Annotated in this window: 13 protein-coding genes; 6 read left to right on the forward strand and 7 right to left on the reverse strand. The window is 64.2% G+C overall.

The window, feature by feature from the left end:
• Positions 1 to 264: 264 nt before the first annotated feature.
• The 4 genes from FIU94_RS06130 to FIU94_RS06145 all read right to left on the reverse strand — a co-directional run bounded on the left by FIU94_RS06130 (position 265) and on the right by FIU94_RS06145 (position 4,147).
• Positions 265 to 885, reverse strand: coding sequence for a queuosine precursor transporter (locus FIU94_RS06130; RefSeq protein ID WP_152464941.1), 621 nt, complete (start codon positions 883 to 885; stop codon positions 265 to 267).
• A 93-nt stretch (positions 886 to 978) separates the two neighbouring features.
• Positions 979 to 1,863 (reverse strand): esterase-like activity of phytase family protein, encoded by an 885-nt coding sequence (locus FIU94_RS06135; RefSeq protein WP_152464942.1) that lies wholly within the window; start codon positions 1,861 to 1,863, stop codon positions 979 to 981.
• Positions 1,839 to 2,777 (reverse strand): penicillin-insensitive murein endopeptidase, encoded by a 939-nt coding sequence (mepA, locus tag FIU94_RS06140; protein ID WP_152464943.1) that lies wholly within the window; start codon positions 2,775 to 2,777, stop codon positions 1,839 to 1,841. Before mepA ends, FIU94_RS06135 begins: the two co-directional genes overlap by 25 nt.
• Positions 2,774 to 4,147: an MFS transporter gene (locus FIU94_RS06145; protein ID WP_152464944.1), complete on the reverse strand. Its 1,374-nt coding sequence runs from the start codon at positions 4,145 to 4,147 to the stop codon at positions 2,774 to 2,776. Before FIU94_RS06145 ends, mepA begins: the two co-directional genes overlap by 4 nt.
• Positions 4,148 to 4,314: 167 nt before the next feature.
• On the opposite strand from FIU94_RS06145, the gene FIU94_RS06150 reads away from it, so the two are divergent.
• Positions 4,315 to 4,641 carry a BLUF domain-containing protein gene (locus tag FIU94_RS06150; RefSeq protein WP_152464945.1) on the forward strand — a complete coding sequence of 109 codons (327 nt, stop codon included), beginning with the start codon at positions 4,315 to 4,317 and terminating at the stop codon, positions 4,639 to 4,641.
• Here the strand turns inward: FIU94_RS06150 and FIU94_RS06155 are convergent.
• Entirely contained in the window at positions 4,638 to 5,189 is a 552-nt protein-coding gene (locus tag FIU94_RS06155; protein WP_152464946.1) for an acyl-CoA thioesterase, read from the reverse strand. The genes FIU94_RS06150 and FIU94_RS06155 overlap by 4 nt on opposite strands.
• Positions 5,190 to 5,312: 123 nt before the next feature.
• Between FIU94_RS06155 and FIU94_RS06160 the strand changes: the two genes are divergently transcribed.
• Together FIU94_RS06160 and recQ are read left to right on the forward strand one after the other, a co-directional pair.
• Complete coding sequence (locus FIU94_RS06160; RefSeq protein WP_152464947.1) at positions 5,313 to 5,600, forward strand: YggT family protein; 288 nt, start codon at positions 5,313 to 5,315, stop codon at positions 5,598 to 5,600.
• Between the two features lie 98 nt (positions 5,601 to 5,698).
• A complete protein-coding gene (recQ, locus tag FIU94_RS06165) occupies positions 5,699 to 7,753 on the forward strand; it encodes a DNA helicase RecQ (RefSeq protein ID WP_152464948.1) in 2,055 nt (684 codons plus the stop codon).
• Between the two features lie 6 nt (positions 7,754 to 7,759).
• Here the strand turns inward: recQ and FIU94_RS06170 are convergent, their stop codons facing one another.
• Positions 7,760 to 8,377 (reverse strand): glutathione S-transferase family protein, encoded by a 618-nt coding sequence (locus tag FIU94_RS06170; protein WP_152464949.1) that lies wholly within the window; start codon positions 8,375 to 8,377, stop codon positions 7,760 to 7,762.
• Between the two features lie 169 nt (positions 8,378 to 8,546).
• On the opposite strand from FIU94_RS06170, the gene yaaA reads away from it, so the two are divergent.
• Complete coding sequence (gene yaaA, locus FIU94_RS06175; RefSeq protein WP_152464950.1) at positions 8,547 to 9,326, forward strand: peroxide stress protein YaaA; 780 nt, start codon at positions 8,547 to 8,549, stop codon at positions 9,324 to 9,326.
• On the opposite strand, the gene FIU94_RS06180 is transcribed toward yaaA, so the two are convergent.
• Positions 9,311 to 11,476 carry a response regulator gene (locus FIU94_RS06180; protein ID WP_152464951.1) on the reverse strand — a complete coding sequence of 722 codons (2,166 nt, stop codon included), beginning with the start codon at positions 11,474 to 11,476 and terminating at the stop codon, positions 9,311 to 9,313. The two genes, yaaA and FIU94_RS06180, sit on opposite strands and share 16 nt — an antisense overlap.
• Positions 11,477 to 11,611: 135 nt before the next feature.
• Here FIU94_RS06180 and FIU94_RS06185 point away from each other — a divergent pair, with 135 nt between their 5' ends.
• Both FIU94_RS06185 and pbpC read left to right on the forward strand, forming a co-directional pair.
• Complete coding sequence (locus FIU94_RS06185; RefSeq protein WP_254702625.1) at positions 11,612 to 17,050, forward strand: alpha-2-macroglobulin family protein; 5,439 nt, start codon at positions 11,612 to 11,614, stop codon at positions 17,048 to 17,050.
• Complete coding sequence (gene pbpC, locus FIU94_RS06190; protein WP_152464952.1) at positions 17,047 to 19,071, forward strand: penicillin-binding protein 1C; 2,025 nt, start codon at positions 17,047 to 17,049, stop codon at positions 19,069 to 19,071. The genes FIU94_RS06185 and pbpC overlap by 4 nt, the downstream gene beginning before the upstream one ends.
• Positions 19,072 to 19,083 lie beyond the last annotated feature (12 nt).

The following is a 19,083-nucleotide window of genomic DNA, read 5'->3' on the forward strand; positions in this document are numbered from 1 at the left end:
GATTTCAGCTGCCAGGGGCTGCCCTAGCAGGAGGTCCTCCGAGCTGTTCCGACACCTCGCTCCAATACCTTTCTTGACACTGGATCACCTCCTTTACATTTGTTGAACTCACCCTGAGGTTTGCACAGGTTCTTGTAATCTCAAAGCGATTTTTTTCGGCAGGCGTGATCCTGCGGCGCGGCTGCGCCGCACGCGATTCATTTTTGGGCATGGGGGACCTTGTCCCCCAAACCCCCTGAGTATTTCAGGCATAAAGAAGTCTGGTCACGCCCTTTCGGTCAATCGGGCCGTGATGAGCCGGAACGGGATCAGCGCGACCAGGGCGATGGACAGTTTCACCGCCCAATCCGCGACTGCGAGCGAAACCCAGAGCGGGGCCATGGGGCCCGCACCAAGGAGAGGCAGAGTTTCGGCTGCCCAGGACACATCTGTCGCCGGGTGGAGAAAGCTGAGGTTGCCCGCAAATGCGATTGAGAAAAACAGCGCGGTGTCGATGCTGCTGCCCACCAGCGTGCTGACCAGCGGCGCGCGCCACCATTTCCCGCCACGCAAGGCGGCGAAGACAGAGACGTCGATCAGTTGGGCTACGAGGAATGCGACGCCTGAGCCGATGGCGATGCGCCATGTGACCAGCGGACCGAATTCACCCATGATCTGCGTGCCGATCAACGAGCAGACAAGGCCCACGACGAAGCCGACCATGACCACCCGGCGCGCGGCGGCGGCGCCATAGACGCGGTTCATGATGTCGGTGACCAGAAAGGCCAGAGGATAGGTGAAGGCCCCCCAGGTCAGCCATTGGCCAAAGAGAAACTGTACGAGGATATTCGAGGCCACGACGATGGCGGCCATGGCGATGATGCCGGGAAGATAGGTGCGTGTCATGTTTGAACCGTTTTTTGCAAGGGTGCGGCGACTTGGTCCGGATGATCCCACCCGGACAGGGGGCCTCTAATCGTAATGTGGCGGCCTTGCAAGCTATTTGGTGAGAACGAATTCGACGATCTGGGTGCGTTGAATCGGCAAAAAATTGTCGTCCGACACTGTTGTGACGCGGGTGGCGCCAGAATTATCGCGCCAGAGGCTGATGGATTCCAGGTTGTCGAAACGGCCGACGGAAGAGGTAAAGAGCGTCGTTTCGCCCCAATCCGCTGCGGTTGGGTCGAACCGGCGGATGCGGCTGCGAAATCCCAGCGGTGTGACTGTCCGTTCCAGCAGGTAGAGCAGCCCGTCCGCGTCGAAGTCCGCGCCGACAGGGCGGAACGGGCCGCGTCTGGGGATGCGAAAGGCGGTCTGCCAGCGCAGGCCGTCAAATGTGAAGACTGCGTATCCCGTCTGCCGTGAGGCGCTGCTTTCCGGGATTGCGAAGACTGTGCCGTCGGGGTCGACCGCCAGGGCTTCGAGCCCGCTGTTGTCCGGAAGACCCGCGAAATCGGGATGGTCGGGAAGGCGGTGGGTCGCCCCGGTGGCGAGATTCACCTTGCCGACCCGGTGAAGATGCTCAAAAGAGACATAGACCGTCCCGTCAGGGCCGATAGCCAAGCCCTCAGAGTCTGCCGCATTGCCTTTGGCGAGCGTGCCGTCGACCCTGGTAAGCGGTCTGTGGCCGAGTGTTTGAACCGCTGTGATCCGCCCCGCGTCGCGGATCAGGCGAATCCGGACCAGCATTGACCGATCGGTTATCAAATAGGCGCTCTGGCCGTCGGCGCCCACCTCCAGCCCTGAGAACCCACCGAACCAGTCGTCCGGTTGGGTCCAGTTGACGCTGGAAACCAGGCGCAAGGTCTCGGCCCGTGCGAGACACGCACAGGCCAGGACCATCGCGATGGACAGCAGGATCAGTCTTCGAGGACGGATTTGCATTGCGCCGGCAGGTCAGCCAGCACCAGTTCGCGCCGGGGCTTGGGTGCCGGGGCGTTCGGGTCGCGTTTCTTGGGCGGTGGCGGGTTCAGGATGTTCTGTTGCCATTGCACCGCATCGGCGCAGCCGTCACCGGGGGGCGGCGGTGCCTGGTTGACGCAGCCGCGCACCCCATTGGGACAGGCAAGACGCACATGGAAATGATAGTGGTGGCCGTACCACGGTCGAATTTTCCGCAGGTAGCTGCGGTCGCCCTTTTCATCCGCACACATCTGCACCTTGGCGCCGGGAAAGACAAAGATCCGCTCGACGCGCGGATCTTTGGCCGCAGCCTTCAGGATATTGTGGTGCGCCTGGGTCCAGGAACTGTTCACATAGGCCCCGTTGGCGCGTCGCATCGAGATGGAGGAAATGCTCTCGCGCTGCTGTCGGCTCAGCGACAATGACTTGGGCGGCAGCATCCAGATGTCGGCGTCCAGCCCGATCTGGTGACTGCGATGCCCGGTCAGCATGGGGCCGCCGCGCGGCTGGCTCAGATCACCGACGTAAAGCCCGGCCCAGCCCGGTTGAGTCGCGGCATAGGCCGACAGTTTCTTGACCATGTCTATGGTTTCTGGATGCGCCCAGTTCCGGTTGCGCGACAGGCGCATGGCCTGCCAGGTAGGGCCGGTTTCGGGCAGCTGGGCACCCCCGGCCATGCAGCCCTTGGCATAGCTGCCAAAGGCTGCGCTGGATTGCGAGGAGGCAAAGCTTTTTGCGCCGAAGAGCCTTTTCGCTTCGACGTTGGATAGGGCACCGCCGGAAGAGCCGATGGTGGGCAGGACTTCAGGTGCGCCGCTGATGTCGCGCGACCCACCGCCGCAGGAGGCGAGGGCAAAGGCGAGCGCGGCGGTTCCAAGAATTCGGGTCAGCATCATTCTGCAAAATCTCCGTTTGGCTTGACCCATGCTAACAGGATCAACCCGAGGATGAACAGCCCCACAACGGGGGTGATCCCCAGTCTCTGGCTGCCGGTCAGGTCGCTTGTGACCGCGATCAAAGCCGGCGCGAGAAAAGAGGTCGCCTTGCCCGACAACGCGTAGAGGCCGAAGCTTTCGGTCATGCGGGCCGGGTCGCCCTGGCGTGTCAGCATGTTGCGCGAGGATGCCTGTAGCGCGCCGCCTGCCGCGCCGATCAAGGCCCCGGCGAGGTAGAATGAGATGTCGGGCAGGGCGGAGCCTTGGCCGACATCAATGCCCAGCACCGAGGTCGGCGTGAGCGAGATGATCAGCACTGCGGTCAGGATCAGCGTAACGCAACAGAAAATGATGACGGGCATTGGTCCCACGCGCCGGTCCACCCGCCCGCCGACCCAGCAGAACACTGCGCCCGCGACCGCGGCAAGGATGCCGAAGATTCCGATGTCGATGATGCTCCAGTTCAGGACGCCCAGGGCGTAGATGCCGCCGAAGGTATACATCCCGTTCAGCGCGTCGCGGTAGAACATGGACGACCCGAGGTAGGCCAGCAGAGAGGGGTGACGCGGCAGGTTGCGCAGGGTGCGCCCGAGATCCGACAGCCCTTTTCCCAGCTGATACTGCCTTGCGTCCGCTTTGGGCATATCGCGCGTATAAAGGAAGAACGGGATCATGAAGACCACGAACCAGGCCGCTGTCAGCGGTCCGACGATACGCGTGTCTGCCCCTGTTGTCGGGTCGAGGCCGAAGAGTGGCTTCAGCCCCGCCATCGTCCGACCGGTGTCGCCTGCCTGGAACAGACCGACCATCAGCATCAGCGCGACCACGCCGCCGACATAGCCAAAGGCCCAGCCCGACCCGGAAATGCGGCCCCGTTCGCCGGGATCCGGGTCCAGCTCCGGCAGGTAGGAATTGGTGAAGATCGTGGCAAATTCCATTCCGATCAGGCCGATGCCGAAAAAGAACAAAGCCCAGAGGATTGAGAAATCCTGCGGCGCTGTCCACCAGAGCGCGCCGGATCCGATCACATAGAGTGCCGAAAACAGCCAGATCCACGGCATGCGCTTGCCCGAACTGTCGGCAATGGCCCCCAGGATCGGAGCCAGCACCGCGATCAGGATGCCGGTCGCGGTCAGCCCGTAGCCCCAGTAGGCCTGCGCCTGCGCCTTGGCCGCCTCTACCGCCATACCGTCGGCCACCAGCGCGCGGGTCGCCGTCTGTGCGAAGTAGGGGCCGAAGATGAAAGTCAGCATCAGCGTATTGTAAGGCTGACTGGCCCAGTCGAAGAAATACCACCCCCAGATCCGCTTGCGCTGTGTGATGTTCGTCATGGCCGCCCCCGTTTCCGCTGCGGAAGGATAGAGCAGGAAGGTGCAGCCACCGCAAGAATTGCTTTGCCGTTGCCCATTTCCGGCGGTCAATGTTGCAAGATTTCCTTTGCAATCCCAAGGGGCTGACTTATCTGTCGCGACACGATTGAAAGATAGAAAGACAAGACATGATCCGCCTGCTCTATTTCAGCACTGCGAAACCCAATCTCGAACCGGCTGAAATCGACAGCATCGTGGCGATATCCCAGACCAACAACGAAAACCGCGACATCACCGGCGCGCTGACCTACAACGGGCGGAACTTCTGCCAATTGCTCGAAGGCGACGAGATTGCCGTGCGTGACCTGGTCGAAGTCATCCGGAACGACAATCGCCATAGCGGATTCAAGATCATTGACGAGAAGCGGATTGAAGCCCGGGCATTCGACGGTTGGTCGATGAAGCGGGTCGAGAACCTCGATTTTTCCAGCGTCATCAATGCGATGAGCGCCTAGTCCGTCAGCGCATCAGGCATCGGCGGCCAGGGACGCAGCGCCTCGGTTCGGCACCACTCCACGATCCACGAGGGCATTTCCGGCGAAACCGCCTGCTGGCCCATCGCGTTCAGCAGCCTCTGCGGCGGAACGATCCCGTTGCTGTCCGTCACCGCGGCGCGGTACAGAACGTGGCTGGCACATTCGCCATTGGACTTCCACATGCTCTGCTCAAGATAGATGAACCGGTCGTCCCAGCATACCGCGCGGCTGCGCATCTCGAACCGCTCGAACCCATGGATACGTCGGCGAAAGCGCGTGGATGACCCGGCCATGGTCAGCCCCCAGCGTTCGCGCCGCAGCACCGCGATCAGCCCGGCCCGCTGCGCCATGGCGCTGCGCCCGATGTCATAAAGCGACAACGCCCGACCATTGTTCAGCTCCAGCCAGAAATCCAGGTCGTGCGGCCAGCACATATGCCGGCTGACGTGCGTTTCAGTGAGTGTCGAAAACGTCGGCTGTCGCGTGGCCTTGATCACATGCCAGAGGACGCGGGCAAATGGGAACATGGGCGATCTCCTTTGTACCCGAAGTGCAAAATCGTCCTCCAGCGTCAACCGCGACCTCGCGGCACTCTTGAGTCTTTGACCGTCTGCGCTTACCTCTGCGTGAACGATTAAAGAGGGCCGCAGATGACTTCGTTGTTCCAGATCCTGATGTTGTTGCTGAACATCGTGTATTTCATCGTGATCGCCCATGTGATCATGTCCTGGTTGATCAACTTTCAGGTGCTCAATCTGCGGCAGCCGCTGGTGGCGCAGATCTGGGACGGTCTGAACCGGCTGCTGGAGCCCGTGTATTCGCGCGTGCGCCAGATCATTCCGCCGATGGGGGGGCTGGACCTTGCGCCCCTGATTGTGCTGATTGGTGTCGCGGTCGTGCGCATCATTCTCGTGAACAACGCCGCCGCGTTCTACTGACCCGCCGATTTGCGACCTTGTGCGGCTGATCGGGGTTGTCCCCCCTTTGCGGCTGTGGGATTCTGCAGGGCATAGCAAATCATCCGACAGGGTTCTTCATGACTGCCACCGAACCGGGCGCGGCCGCGCTGCTACGTGATGTCTTTGGCTTTGACGCCTTTCGGCCCGGCCAGCAGGAAATTGTCGAAGCTGTTACCGCGGGCGAAAACGTGCTGGCGATCATGCCGACGGGCGGCGGCAAGTCCCTGTGCTTCCAGATGCCCGCCCTTTTGCGCCGGGGGGTGACGGTGGTTATCTCACCGCTGATCGCGCTGATGCGCGACCAGGTCCGCGCCCTTCAGGAGGCCGGGGTCGGTGCCGGCGCCCTGACCAGCGGTAACACCCCGGAGGAAACGGATGCGGTCTGGCAGGGGCTGGAGGCGGGCACGCTGCGGCTGCTCTACATGGCGCCCGAACGTCTGGCGGCAGGGTCGGTGACCGGGATGCTGCGCCGGGTCGGCGTCAACCTCATCGCGGTGGACGAGGCACATTGCGTCAGCCAGTGGGGTCACGATTTTCGCCCCGACTACCTGCGCATCGGCGAGCTGCGGCGCGCGCTGGCTGTGCCGCTTGCCGCCTTTACCGCGACGGCGGATGCCGAGACCCGGACCGAGATCGTACAGAAGCTGTTCGATGGGCAGTCGCCCCGCGCCTTTCTGCGCGGATTTGACCGGCCCAACATTCACCTGGCCTTTGCCGCCAAGAACAAGCCGCGCGACCAGATCTTGAACTTTGCTGCCGCCCGGCCGGGTCAATCCGGCATCGTCTATTGCGGCACCCGTGCCAAGACCGAAGGCCTTGCGCGGGCACTGAACCAGGCCGGGCGCCGCGCGATCCACTACCACGGCGGGATGGAAGCGGAGGACCGCCGCATCGCCGAACGCCAGTTCCAGCAGGAAGACGGCCTGATCGTCTGTGCCACGGTCGCTTTCGGCATGGGTGTGGACAAACCCGATATCCGTTGGGTCGCCCATGCGGACCTGCCCAAGTCGATCGAGGCCTATTATCAAGAGATTGGCCGCGCGGGCCGCGACGGGGCCCCGGCAGAGACGCTGACGCTTTTCGGTCCCGACGACATCCGCCTGCGCCGGTCCCAGATCGACGAAGGGCTGGCCCCGCATGAGCGCCGCGCGGCGGACCACGCGCGGCTCAACGCGTTGCTGGGTCTGGCAGAGGCGCTGACCTGCCGCCGCAAAAAGCTGCTGTCCTATTTCGACGAACACGACGTGCCCTGTGACAACTGCGATCTCTGCGACTCGCCGCCCGAGGTCTTTGACGGCACCGTTGCGGTCCGCAAGGCGCTGTCGGCGATCCTGCGCACCGACGAATGGTTCGGCGCCGGGCATCTGATCGACATTCTGCTCGGTGTCGAAACTGACAAGGTACGGGCGCGGGGCCACAACAGCCTGCCGACCTTTGGCGTCGGCGGCGAATACGACCGTCGCCAGTGGCAGGCGGTCTTTCGCCAGATGATGGGCCACGACCTGATCCGCCCGGACCCGGAACGCCATGGCGCCCTGCGAATGACGGACGCCGCGTTGCCGATCCTGAGGGGCGAGGCGGAGATCATGCTGCGCCGCGATACCATTACGGCGGCAGGCGGTTCACGCCGTCCCGCGGTCAAAACCATGGTAAGCGAAGAGGACGCGCCGCTGTTGTCCGCGCTCAAGGCCAAGCGCCGCGCCCTTGCCGAGGCGGCCAAGGTCCCGGCCTACATCATCTTTACCGACCGTACCCTGATCGAGATGGCTGAGACGCGGCCCCGTGACCTGGACGGCATGGCACGTATCGCTGGCGTGGGGGCCAAGAAGCTGGAGAACTACGGCGCTGAATTCCTGCGGGTCATCAACGGTGAGGCCGAGCAGATGCATCCCACCCGGCGCAAGCTGGCGGGGCGCAGCGCGGGGTCCGTTTACGACAAGCTGTTGCAGGTGCAGGCCGACCTCGCGCGGGGTGAAGGTGGCACCGAGAAACCGATGAGCTGCTCGGCCTCTCAACTGGCCAAGGTCGCGCAGTTGCACAACCCCGACGACGCCGCTCTGGTACGCCTGCTGGGGGACCGCCGCGCCGAACGGTTCGGCGCGGCATTCCTCGATATCCTTTCGGAGAGGTAGTTCCGTTCAGGCCGCAGTCGGTACGTCGGGCAGGTCGCTCTCGTACGCCTCTAGCCGCGCGGTCGAAGGTCGATCCTGACACCGGTCGACCCAGTCGCGGATCGCCGGGATGTCGGGCACCAGCTGCGGCGCAAAGGTGAACGCGGAAACAAGCAGCAGGTCGGCGGCACTGAAATGATCGCCCATCAGGTAGGGTTGGTTGGTCAGCGCGTCGGTCAGCCGTTGGTACATCTCTTCCAACCCCCGGAAGGTCGCCTGAAGGGCCGGATGGTCGATCCCGGCGAAGTTGCAGAATAGCACCGGCTCCACCACATTGCCGTAATAGGCGAGCCAGCTCAGGTAGGAACCGCGCCTCGGGTCGCCGACTGAGACGCCGAGCGGGCTGTCGAAAAGGTCGGTGAGATAAAGAATGATAGCGTTGCTTTCGCGGATCAAGACACCGTCATGGACCAGCAGGGGCACCTTGCCCTCGGGATGCGGGTTCGCCGGATCCGGCGCGCCCTCGCCGCCCCGGCGGACAAGGCCGACAATGCGGACATCGACCCGGTCGAGGACATCCATTTCCATCAGCAGGCGCACGATGCGGGAGGACCTGGTGCGCGGTCCGTGGTAGAGGGTGAGCATGGTATTTTCCTTTCAGTTGCGCATTTGGTTGCGTCCTGCATTCCTCATAGCGCCCAGTCGCGACAGTTTCTGTCAGTAGGAGCCGCAGCGCGCCCGCGGAAAATGTCCGGTGCTTTCTGGACGTTCCGGCCACCGCAGGTTAGGTCCGGTGCAAACCAAGGGGGTGCCGATGCTTGTAGTGATTTCGCCTGCCAAGAGACTGGACTGGGACACGCGCGACGTGCAGACGACCGAACCCGGATTTCAGGAGGACGCCGTGCGGCTGGCCAGGACCGCGCGCAACCTGACGCTGGGCAAGCTGAAGGACCTGATGGATCTGTCTGACGACCTCGCGCGGTTGAACAGGGACCGTTTCCAGGCATTCGCAGATGCCCCGGCGGCGGATATCACGCGCCCCGCGGCGCTGGCTTTTGCGGGTGACACCTATCAGGGTTTGGAAGCCGGTAGCCTTGATGCGGACGAAATGGATTGGGCGCAGGACCATCTGCGCATCCTGTCGGGGCTTTATGGCGTTTTGCGGCCCTTGGATGCAATCCAGCCCTACCGCCTGGAAATGGGCAGCAGGCTGAAGACGCGGCGCGGGGGCAACCTGTATGACTATTGGCGCGATACCCTGTCAAAGGCGCTTAACGCGCAGGCGGAGGTCGTGGGGACCGACGTGCTGGTCAATTGCGCCAGCCAGGAATACTTCGGTGCGGTCGCCCCGAAAGCCCTGCGTCTGCGGGTGATCACCCCGCAATTCATGGAAGAAAGAGGCGACGGAAAAGGGCCGAAGATCGTAAGCTTCTTTGCCAAGAAGGCGCGGGGGGCGATGGCCCGTTTCATTATTCAGAACCGGTTGACCGACCCCAAGGCGATCCGTGACTTCGATACCGGCGGCTATGTCTGGCAACCCGACGCTTCGACGCCGGAAAAGCCGGTCTTCGTACGTCCCTACACGACCTCCTGATCCGGCAAGGGGGGCAGCATCCCCGGTCCATGTGCTGTGACGATCCGGGAGATGATGTCGTTCTTGCGCAGGGGCTTGGTCAGGTAATGGTCCAGTCCGGCTGCAAGGATCCCCTTGTCATCGCCTTCCATCGCGTGTGCCGTCAGGGCAACGATGGGCACATGCCCACCCGTCTCTGCCTCGATCCTGCGGATTGCCCGGGTCGCCTGTTTGCCGTCCATGCCGGGCATCGAGATGTCCATGAAGATCAGATCAGGTGCAGTCTTGCGATACAGCGCCACAGCCTCCTCCCCGTTGTTGGCAAAGGTCAGATCCAGGTTCAGGGTACCGGTCATCTTGCGAAAGACCAGTTGGTTGGTCCGGTTGTCCTCTGCCGCGAGAATGCGCATTGGGCGCAGCGCCGCCATCGCGCCGGGCGGCGGGCCCTTCGCGCTGAACGCGGCAAGCTGTGTGAGCAGTTCAGCCCTTGGCACGGGCTTTTGCAGCACCCCCTGGATCAATCCACGAGCGGGGTCCTGCTCCGCCTGGTCGGGGTTGGAGCTTAGCAGGAGGATCGGTCCATCGTAACCTGAGCCGCGAAGGGCGCGCGCCAGTTCCATTCCGTCCATGTCCGGCATGTTGTGGTCGGTCAGAACCAGATCGACCTGTGGCGTCATCCTTTCCAGGGCTTCGGGGCCGCTCGAACAGGCCGTTACCTTGATCCCCACCTGTCTGAGCTGACGTTCCAGGATGGTGCGGTTCGTCGCGATGTCGTCCACGATCAACACGTGACCCACATTCTGCGGCAGCCTGGCGACCTGATCCGGCGCGACCGATCCCGTCGGCATGGTCAGATCGAATCCGAAACAGGCGCCTTCCCCCTCCTGGGAAGTGACCCAGACCTTGCCGCCCATCATCTCGACCAGTCTCTGGCAGATGGTCAAACCAAGGCCGGTGCCGTCGAACTGTCGATTGCGTTCGTTTTCGACCTGGTGGAATTCGCCGAAGATATGCGCGATCTGATCCTCCGCGATGCCTATCCCGGTATCCTCCACGGTGATGTGAAGGCGGTTCGCCTGCCCGTCCGGATCGGGCACACCCGTCACGCGGATCAGCACATGGCCGGATGGCGTGAACTTGATTGCGTTGCCGACCAGGTTCGTCATCACCTGCCGGATGCGCCCCGGATCACCAACCAATTGGGTGGGCATGAAGATGTCGTAATCCAGCACGAGGTTCAGCCCCTTGGCGCGCGCTTGTGACTGCAACAGCATCATGACCTCGTGGATCGCCCGTTCCAGATCGAAAGGTTCCGGGTAAAGGTCAAGCTTCATCGCCTCGATCTTTGAATAATCCAGAACGTCGTTGATGATGACAAGCAAAGCCTCGCCGGAACTCTTGATCGTCTGGACGTAGAGGCGCTGTTCCTCTGTCAGTTCCGTTTCGCTCAGGACATCCGCCATGCCCACGACGCCGTTCATCGGGGTGCGGATCTCGTGGCTCATGTTGGCAAGGAACGAAGACTTGGTCCGCGTCGCACTTTCCGCCTCGGCGCGGGCTTTCTCCAGCTGCTTTTCGTATTGAATCGTCGCGGTGATGTTGAGGCCCAGCGTAATCATGTCGCCGCCCGCGCCACGCTGGTCCAGAAGCTTGATATACTCGTTGTTCCACAGGCGGATCACCTTGGGTTCAGGCGCCGGGTCCTGCAGGCGGGCAGTCATCATCCGGCGCCATTCCAACGGTGACAGACCTTCGGTGTTCACGATCCCCTCATCCGTCAGAACCTGCAGAATCGTGACGTAGTTCACGCCGGGCGCCACAAGGTCCAGTCCGTCGAAGATCGACAGATAGGCCTGGTTCGCCATGATCAGCTCGTTGTCGCCGTTGAACAGGGCGAACCCGTCGCTGATGGTTTCGATGGACTGCCACAGCCGCCGTTCGGTCAGCGCGATCTTGCGGTTGGCCGCAAAGAGGTCGGATTTGACGCGCTGGTTTTCGCCTCTGATCGTCTCCACCTCCGCGCGGGTCTCGACGATCTCTTCCGAGAGCTGCTGGGCATGCAGGCCCAGCTTGCGATTGGCGGCGAAAAGTTCCGCCTGTTTGAGTTCGAGCTTCCGTTCCGCCGCAAGGCGGTTGCGCCGCTCTTCGGTCAGTTTACTGGCAAGGTTCATCTGCAATCCGAATGGCCTGAGTCCGGGTCTGACGTAATCTGCGCAACCTTGGTGAACATCGGGCTAACGAATGCACAGCCTTGCCGGGAATCGGATGCCATGCGACCATGTCCCTATTTCCAATAGGAGTTTGTCATGTCGATTTTTCGCGTCCTGCGTTTGTCCTTTGTGATGCTATGCCTGATGGTCGGGCAGCTATCGGCCCAGTCGACCGTGCCGGAGCACAGGTTCCTGTTTTCGCGCGACGTGGATTTCTACGGCTCTGACCTGACAAACCTGTTCGATACAACTCAGGACGCTTGCCAGCGTGCCTGTTCGGCGCAGCAGGCATGTGTGGCCTTTACCTTCAACGCGCGGTCCAATTCGTGTTTCCCGAAGTCTGCCGTTTCGGACCGGCAGCCCTACGATGGCGCGATGTCGGCGCGCAAAATCGTGACGGACCCTGCCGTTCTGGCCGGCGCCCCGACGCGCGCCGCGGATCTTTCGTTCCTCGACCCAAGCGATTTCGACGACGCCCGCGCATTGGTCTTCAGCAACGCGCGCCGCTTTTCGTTTGACTCCGAAACCGCCGATGACCTGATTGCCGCCATGGCCTCAGCGCAGCAGTCCGGCGATATTGAACGGGCGCTCGGCTGGGCGGGCAAGGCTGTTGCCGCAACCGATCGCGCCGATCTGTGGGCCCGTTTGGGGCGGCTGTCCTTGACCCGGGCGGAGCAATTGCGCGGCGCCGACCGGACCGAGCGCAGCCGCGTGGCGCTGCGCGCGGCGACGAACGCCTATCTGCGCGCCGATACCCCGGCACTGCGGGCCGATGCCCTGACGGTGATGGCGCAAGCTCTGGAGGAAAACCGTCGCGGCCGCGACATGATCCCGGCACTGCGTCTGGCGCTCGCCGCGGCCCCGCGTGAAGAACTGGAGACCGCGCTTGACGATGCCATCGGAAAATACGGCTTCCGCATCACCGAGCATCGGGTCGACAACAACGCCGCCGCCCCGCGTATCTGTGCGGAATTCTCCGAGAAACTGGTCCAGGCGGGGCAGGACTACGAACCGTTTGTCCGCATCGACGGACGCGGGCTGGCAGTGCAGGCGGAGAACAACCAGCTTTGCATAGATGGGGTCGAGCACGGCGCGCGCTATGAAGTGACCTTTCGTGCTGGCCTCCCGGCGCAGAGCGGCGAGACACTGCACAAGGATGTGCGACTGGCGCTCTACGTGCGTGACCGCGACCCGCTGGTCCGATTTCCGGGCCGCGCCTATGTTCTGCCCCGTGCAGCCGATGCGGCGCTGCCGGTCGAGACGGTCAACGTCACCGAGCTGGATCTGGTGTTGCACCGGGTCAGCGACCGCAACCTTGTGCGCACCATCCGCGAGAACTATTTTGGCCGACCGCTCAGCCAGTATGAGGCACGACAGTTCTCAACCGAACTGGCACAGGAAATCTGGCGCGGCAAAGGCGAGACCCGCAACGAGCTGAACGAAGACATGACCACGCGCCTGCCAATGGGTGATGTGCTGATGGGCCAGCCTGCGGGCATCTATACGCTCAGCGCCTCTGTGCCCGGGCAGGACCCTTATGACAATCCGGCGGCGACGCAGTGGTTCGTGCTGTCCGACCTGGGCCTGTCGAGCTGGTCGGGCGTCGATGGGATGCAGGTCGCCGTGCGCAGTCTGGCCGACACGGCCCCGCGCGGGGGGGTCCGGCTGAACCTGATCTCGCGCGCCAACGCGGTGCTGGGCGAGGCAGTAACCGATGAAAATGGGTTTGCCAGCTTTGCCCCGGGTATCACTCGCGGATCCGGTGCCGCGGCACCCGCACTGCTGATGGCCGAGGATGGCGCTGAGGATATCGCCTTTATGCCGCTGACGGACCCGGCCTTCGACCTGTCCGACCGCGGCGTGGAGGGCAACCCGCCCGCCCCACCCATCGACACCTTCCTGACCACCGATCGCGGTGCCTACCGCGTGGGCGAGACGATCTATGCCACCGCACTCACGCGCGACGGACAGGCGGCGGCCATCACCGGTCTTCCGGTAACTGCTGTCCTCAGGCGACCCGACGGTGTGGAGTATTCCCGCCACCTCAGTCAGAACCCGATGGCAGGCGGCCATGTCTTTGCGCTGCCCCTTGGCGGTGACGTGCCACGCGGCGCCTGGCGCATCGACATCATGTCCGATGTGGACGCCCCTGCGCTGGCGAGTCAGACCGTCTTGGTAGAAGACTTCCTGCCGGAGCGTCTGGATTTCGAAATGACGCTGCCCGATGTGCCGTTGCGCCTGCGCAGCGCCCCGCCCCTGCGGGTCGAGGTGCGGTATCTTTTCGGTGCCCCGGGCGCCGACCTGCCGATGCGCGGCGACCTGCGTCTGCGGGCCACGCGATCCCTGCCGGGGTGGGACGGCTACCGTTTCGGCCCGCATGACGCGTCCTTCGGCACCCGCACAACGGCGCTGGAGGATACGGTGACGGACGCGGCCGGCACCGCGACCCTGCCGCTTGCCTTTCCTGCGCTCGACGAAGACCCGGTGCTGCCGCTCGAGGCCGAAATCATCCTCCAGGTTTCCGAGGGTTCGGGCCGTCCGGTAGAACGGCGTCTGACCAAGCCCGTGACGCCAGAGGCGACGATGATCGGCATCAAACCCCGGTTTGAGGGCACGTTGCCCGAGGGCGCGGAGGCAGCATTCGACCTGATCGCCGTCGCGCCCGATGACAGCGCCGCTCCGATGCAGGTGCGCTGGACCCTGAACAAGGTCGAGACCCGCTATCAATGGTACCAGCAATACGGCGATTGGCAGTGGGAGCCGACGGTCCGCCGTATCCGTGCGCAAACTGGTGACGCCATGCTGGGCGCCGACCCCATCCAGGTCAGCGCCCCGACCCAATGGGGCGAATACGAGCTGGTCGTCGAACGCACCGACGGGCCATACGCGGTGTCCTCGGTGCAGTTCACTTCGGGCTGGTATGGCGGAGATGGAGAGATCGACACGCCCGACCGGCTGGAGATGTCGCTGAGCGGCGAAACCTTCGCGGTCGGCGATCCGGTGAATGTCCGCCTGCTGGCAGGTGGCGACGGTGTTGCGATCCTGACGGTGCTGTCCAACCGCGTGATCGACCGCAAGGTTGTCGCCGTGACCAAGGGTGAGAATACCGTGCCCCTGACCGTGACAGAGGACTGGGGCAGTGGCGCCTATGTGACGGCATCGGTCCTGCGCGGCATGGATGTGTCGGCGGGGCTGAACCCGGCCCGCAGTCTGGGCCTCGTCCACGCGGCGGTGGCACCGGGGCCGAAGAAACTGAATGTCGGTTTCGACGCGCCGGATGTGGTGGATGGCCAGGCCGGGACCCTGCGCGCGACCGTGCTGGTTGAGGGCGTGCAACCTGGCGAGACGGCATATGTCACGCTTGCCGCCGTGGACCAGGGGATCCTGAATCTCACCCGCTTTGACCCGCCGGACGTGGCTGGTCATTACTTTGGCCAGCGCCGGCTGGGTGTCGAAATGCGCGACGTCTACGGCCGTTTGATCGACGGCATGAACGGTGCGATGGGTGCGGTCCGCTCGGGCGGCGATGCCTTTGGCGGCACGCAGGTGCAATCACCCCCGCCGACCGAGGACCTGATGGCCTTTTTCGCCGGGCCGGTGCCGGTTGGGCCCGATGGCCGGGCAGAGGTCGAGATCATCAAGCCGTCCTTCAACGGCACCATCCGTCTGATGGCCGTGGCGTGGTCGGAAACCGCGGTGGGCGATGCCGATACCGACGTGGTCGCCCGTGATCCCGTGGTGGTCAGCGCATCCTTGCCGCGCTTTCTGGCGCCGGGTGACGACAGCCGCCTGTTGCTCGAATTCGTCCATGCCGAAGGGCCGGCGGGCGACATGCCGCTGACGGTGATGGCCGACGCCGCTGTGTCACTGGGCGAGGTGCCCCAGACTGTCAGCCTGTCGCAGGAGGGCGCAACTCGCGTAGAGATCCCCGTCACAGGGCGGGAAATCGGCGATCCGCTGATCACCGTCAGCCTTCAGACCCCGCAGGGGACCGAGTTGCGCAAGGTCCTGAACATGCCGGTGCGCGACAACGACCCGGAAACCGCGATCACCCGCAAGTTCGCTTTGGGCGTGGGTGAGACATTCACCTTCGACAGCAATGTCTTTTCAGGGCTGCGCCCCGGCACAGGTGAGGCGACGCTGACTGCCGGACCGCTGGCGCGCTTCAACGTGCCGGGTCTGCTGCGCCAACTCGACAGTTATCCTTATGGATGTACCGAGCAGGTGACGTCGGCCACAATGCCGCTGCTCTACCTGTCCTCCATGGCCGAGGCCGCAGGTCTGGGCGAACCGGAGCGCATCCGCGCGAAGATCGACAGCGCCATTGCACGGGTCCTGACCCGGCAGTCCAGCAACGGCGCGTTCGGTCTCTGGCGGGCGGCGTCGGGCGAATTCTGGCTGGACGCATACGTGACCGACTTCCTGTCCCGGGCGCGGGCCGAGGGGTACGACGTGCCGGATCAGGCATTTGGCCTTGCCATGGATAATCTGCGCAATCGCATCGCCTATGCGCCCGACTTCGACAACGGGGGCGAGGATGTGGCCTATGCGCTTCTGGTGCTGGCCCGCGAGGGGGCGGCCAACATGGGCGACCTGCGGTACTATGCCGACACCAAGGCAAACGACTTCGGCACACCGTTGGCCGCGGCGCAACTGGGCGCGGCGCTTGCGGCCTATGGCGATCCGCTGCGTGCCGATGCGATGTTCCGCCGCGCGGGCGTGTTGCTGCTGCGCGACCGGGACGGTCGGCCGACCTATCGCGCCGACTTTGGCACCGGCCTGCGGGACACTGCCGCCGTCCTCAAGCTGACCGCCGAGGCGGGCAGCACTGCGGTGGAACCCGCGACGCTGATTTCCTGGGTCCAGAACGGCGACACGCGCCTCTCGACGCAAGAAGCAGCGCAGGTCGTCATGGCGGCCCATGCGCTGGCGTCTCCCGATGCGGTGGCCACCTTGCGCGTCGACGGACAAGAAGCGCGCGGTCCCGTGGTCAAACGGCTGAGCGACCGTCAAGCCGGCCTGTCGGTGATCGAAAATATCAGCACCGCGCCGGTCGACATCACGATGACGGCCTATGGGGTGCCAGAGGTGCCTCCCGCGGCGGACGGTTACGGTTACGCGATCGAACGCAGCTATTTCACTCCTGAAGGTACGCCAGTGACCTTCCCCGTCACCTCGGGAGAGCGAATGGTGGCTGTCATCACCGTGACCCCTTTCGAGGATGTCGGCGCGCGGCTGATCGTGGATGATCCACTGCCCGCGGGTTTCGAGATCGACAATCCCAACCTGCTGCGTGGCGGCGAAATCGGCAGTCTCGACTGGCTGCAGACGACAGAGGCCGAAAATGCCGAATTCCGCAGCGACCGGTTCATCGCGGCGGTCAACCACCGCAGCGCCGATTCATTCCAGCTGGCCTATATGGTGCGTGCGGTGACGCCGGGCACGTATCACCATCCTGCCGCGACCGTGGAGGATATGTACCGTCCCGAATACCGCGCCAATACCGATACCGGTGAGGTAACGGTCATGCCATGATCCGGCGTTTCGGCCTTTTCGCCCTTGTCGTGGTGCTGGGGGTGGCCGCCGGGCTGCGCGACGGGTTTGACCGTTGGGTGAGTGATACGGTGTTGCCGCCGGTGCTGGCCGAAACCTCGGTCGAGGTGCGCGACCGCAACGGTGCGCTGATGCGGGTTTTTCCGGTTGAGAACGGTCGCATCCGGCTGGCACTGACGCTCGACCGGGTGGACCCCGCCTATCTCGATATGCTTGTCACCTACGAGGACAAGCGTTTCCATCGTCACGCCGGGGTCGACCCCATCGCACTGGCGCGTGCGGCGATGCAGGCGGTACTGAGGGGCAAGATCCGCTCGGGCGGATCGACCCTGACCATGCAGGTGGCAAGGCTGCTGGAAAACTCCGGTACTGGCCGCTGGCCCGGCAAGCTGCGTCAGATCCGTTTGGCCCTGGCGCTGGAGCGTCGGCTGACCAAAGCGCAGATCCTGGAGCTTTACCTGAACCACGCGCCCTACGGTGGCCCGCTGGAAGGCTTGCGGGCGGGGACGCTGGCCTGGTTCGGCAAGGCGCCGACACGTCTGACGCAGGCCGAAGCGGCCCTGATGGTGGCGCTGCCGCAGTCGCCTGAAACCCGCCGCCCCGATCGCCACCCCAAGGCGGCCCGCGCCGCGCGCGATCGCGTTCTGGCGCGCGTCAAAGCGCCCGAACGGGACCTGAAGGCGGCTGTACCCGATGCGATGAAGCCGATCGTGTGGCTGGCCCCGCACCTGACCGACACGCTGAGGCAGCAGGACCCGCAGGCCCCGCGCCACGATCTGACGCTGGATGCGACGCTGCAACGTCAGGTGGCCGATCTGGCGCGCCGCGCCGTTGCCGGACAGCCGCGCGGCGTCTCTGCCGCCATCGTAGTCGCCGACCACCGCAACGGCGAGGTTCTGGCCTCTGTCGGGTCGCCAGCATACGCGGCGACAGGCGGGGCGTTGGGGTTCGTCGACATGACCCGCGCCGTACGGTCGCCCGGATCGACCCTGAAGCCGTTTATCTACGGACTGGCTTTCGATCAGGGGCTCGCCCATCCCGATACGCTCATCGACGATTCCCCGGTGGCTTTCGGCGGCTACGCGCCGCAGAATTTCGACGGTCTCTATCGTGGCGAGCTTACGGTGCGTGAGGCGCTGCGGATGTCGCTGAACATTCCGCCGGTGTTGCTGACGCATGAACTGGGACCGGCACGACTGATGGCCAGCTTGCGGCAGGGCGGGGCCGAACCCCGACTGCGGGGCAAGCCGGGGCTGGCGGTGGCACTGGGTGGAGTGGGCCTGACCCTGAACGACCTCGTGCAGCTCTACGCCAGCCTGGCCGCAGGCGGACAGGCCCGGCCGCTGGTCTGGCGCCGTGGAACAGAGGCGCCACCGGGTCAGCGTATGATGTCGCGGGCGGCGGCCTGGCAGGTTGGCCATATTCTGGCCGGTATCGCCTCGCCAGCGGGGGCTGCGACGCGGTCCGGTCAGATCGCCTACAAAACCGGGACATCTTATGGGCACCGCGACGCCTGGGCGCTGGGGTTTGACGGGGCGCATGTGGTCGGCGTCTGGTTGGGGCGTCCCGACGGGACGCCGGTGCCGGGGGCTTTCGGCGGCGATCTCGCCGCGCCGATCCTGTTCGAGACGTTTGGGCGCCTGGCTGCCGCGCGCACACCCCTTCCGGTGCCGCCGCCCGAGACGCTGATCCTCAGCACTGCCGCGCTGCCGAAACCCCTGCAGCGGTTTCGTGGCCGAGGCGCGGTATTCACTGGCGACCAACTTGCGCCCACCGTGACCTTCCCGCCCGATGGCGCGACCCTGCGACAAAGCGGCGAGGGCATTCCGCTGAAATGGCGTTCGGGCGTCTTGCCCATGACGGTGCTGGTGAACGGTGCACCTGTGCTGACGGAGGTGCGGCGGCGGGATGCCATCATTCCCGGCCTGGGGCCGGGATTCTCGCGCATTCGCGTCATCGACGCGACGGGCCGCGGCGCAGAGGTCGAAGTCCGGCTGGACTGACCCTGCCAGATC

Origin of the sequence: Sulfitobacter sp. THAF37, from assembly GCF_009363555.1 — a bacterium.
Classification (GTDB): Bacteria; Pseudomonadota; Alphaproteobacteria; order Rhodobacterales; family Rhodobacteraceae; genus Sulfitobacter.

Coding starts and splice junctions, on each gene's coding strand:
- FIU94_RS06130 (WP_152464941.1), bottom strand. CDS start 885: ATGACACGCACCTATCTTCCCGGCATCATCGCCATGGCCGCCATCGTC.
- FIU94_RS06135 (WP_152464942.1), bottom strand. CDS start 1,863: ATGCAAATCCGTCCTCGAAGACTGATCCTGCTGTCCATCGCGATGGTC.
- mepA (WP_152464943.1), bottom strand. CDS start 2,777: ATGATGCTGACCCGAATTCTTGGAACCGCCGCGCTCGCCTTTGCCCTC.
- FIU94_RS06145 (WP_152464944.1), bottom strand. CDS start 4,147: ATGACGAACATCACACAGCGCAAGCGGATCTGGGGGTGGTATTTCTTC.
- FIU94_RS06150 (WP_152464945.1), top strand. CDS start 4,315: ATGATCCGCCTGCTCTATTTCAGCACTGCGAAACCCAATCTCGAACCG.
- FIU94_RS06155 (WP_152464946.1), bottom strand. CDS start 5,189: ATGTTCCCATTTGCCCGCGTCCTCTGGCATGTGATCAAGGCCACGCGA.
- FIU94_RS06160 (WP_152464947.1), top strand. CDS start 5,313: ATGACTTCGTTGTTCCAGATCCTGATGTTGTTGCTGAACATCGTGTAT.
- recQ (WP_152464948.1), top strand. CDS start 5,699: ATGACTGCCACCGAACCGGGCGCGGCCGCGCTGCTACGTGATGTCTTT.
- FIU94_RS06170 (WP_152464949.1), bottom strand. CDS start 8,377: ATGCTCACCCTCTACCACGGACCGCGCACCAGGTCCTCCCGCATCGTG.
- yaaA (WP_152464950.1), top strand. CDS start 8,547: ATGCTTGTAGTGATTTCGCCTGCCAAGAGACTGGACTGGGACACGCGC.
- FIU94_RS06180 (WP_152464951.1), bottom strand. CDS start 11,476: ATGAACCTTGCCAGTAAACTGACCGAAGAGCGGCGCAACCGCCTTGCG.
- FIU94_RS06185 (WP_254702625.1), top strand. CDS start 11,612: ATGTCGATTTTTCGCGTCCTGCGTTTGTCCTTTGTGATGCTATGCCTG.
- pbpC (WP_152464952.1), top strand. CDS start 17,047: ATGATCCGGCGTTTCGGCCTTTTCGCCCTTGTCGTGGTGCTGGGGGTG.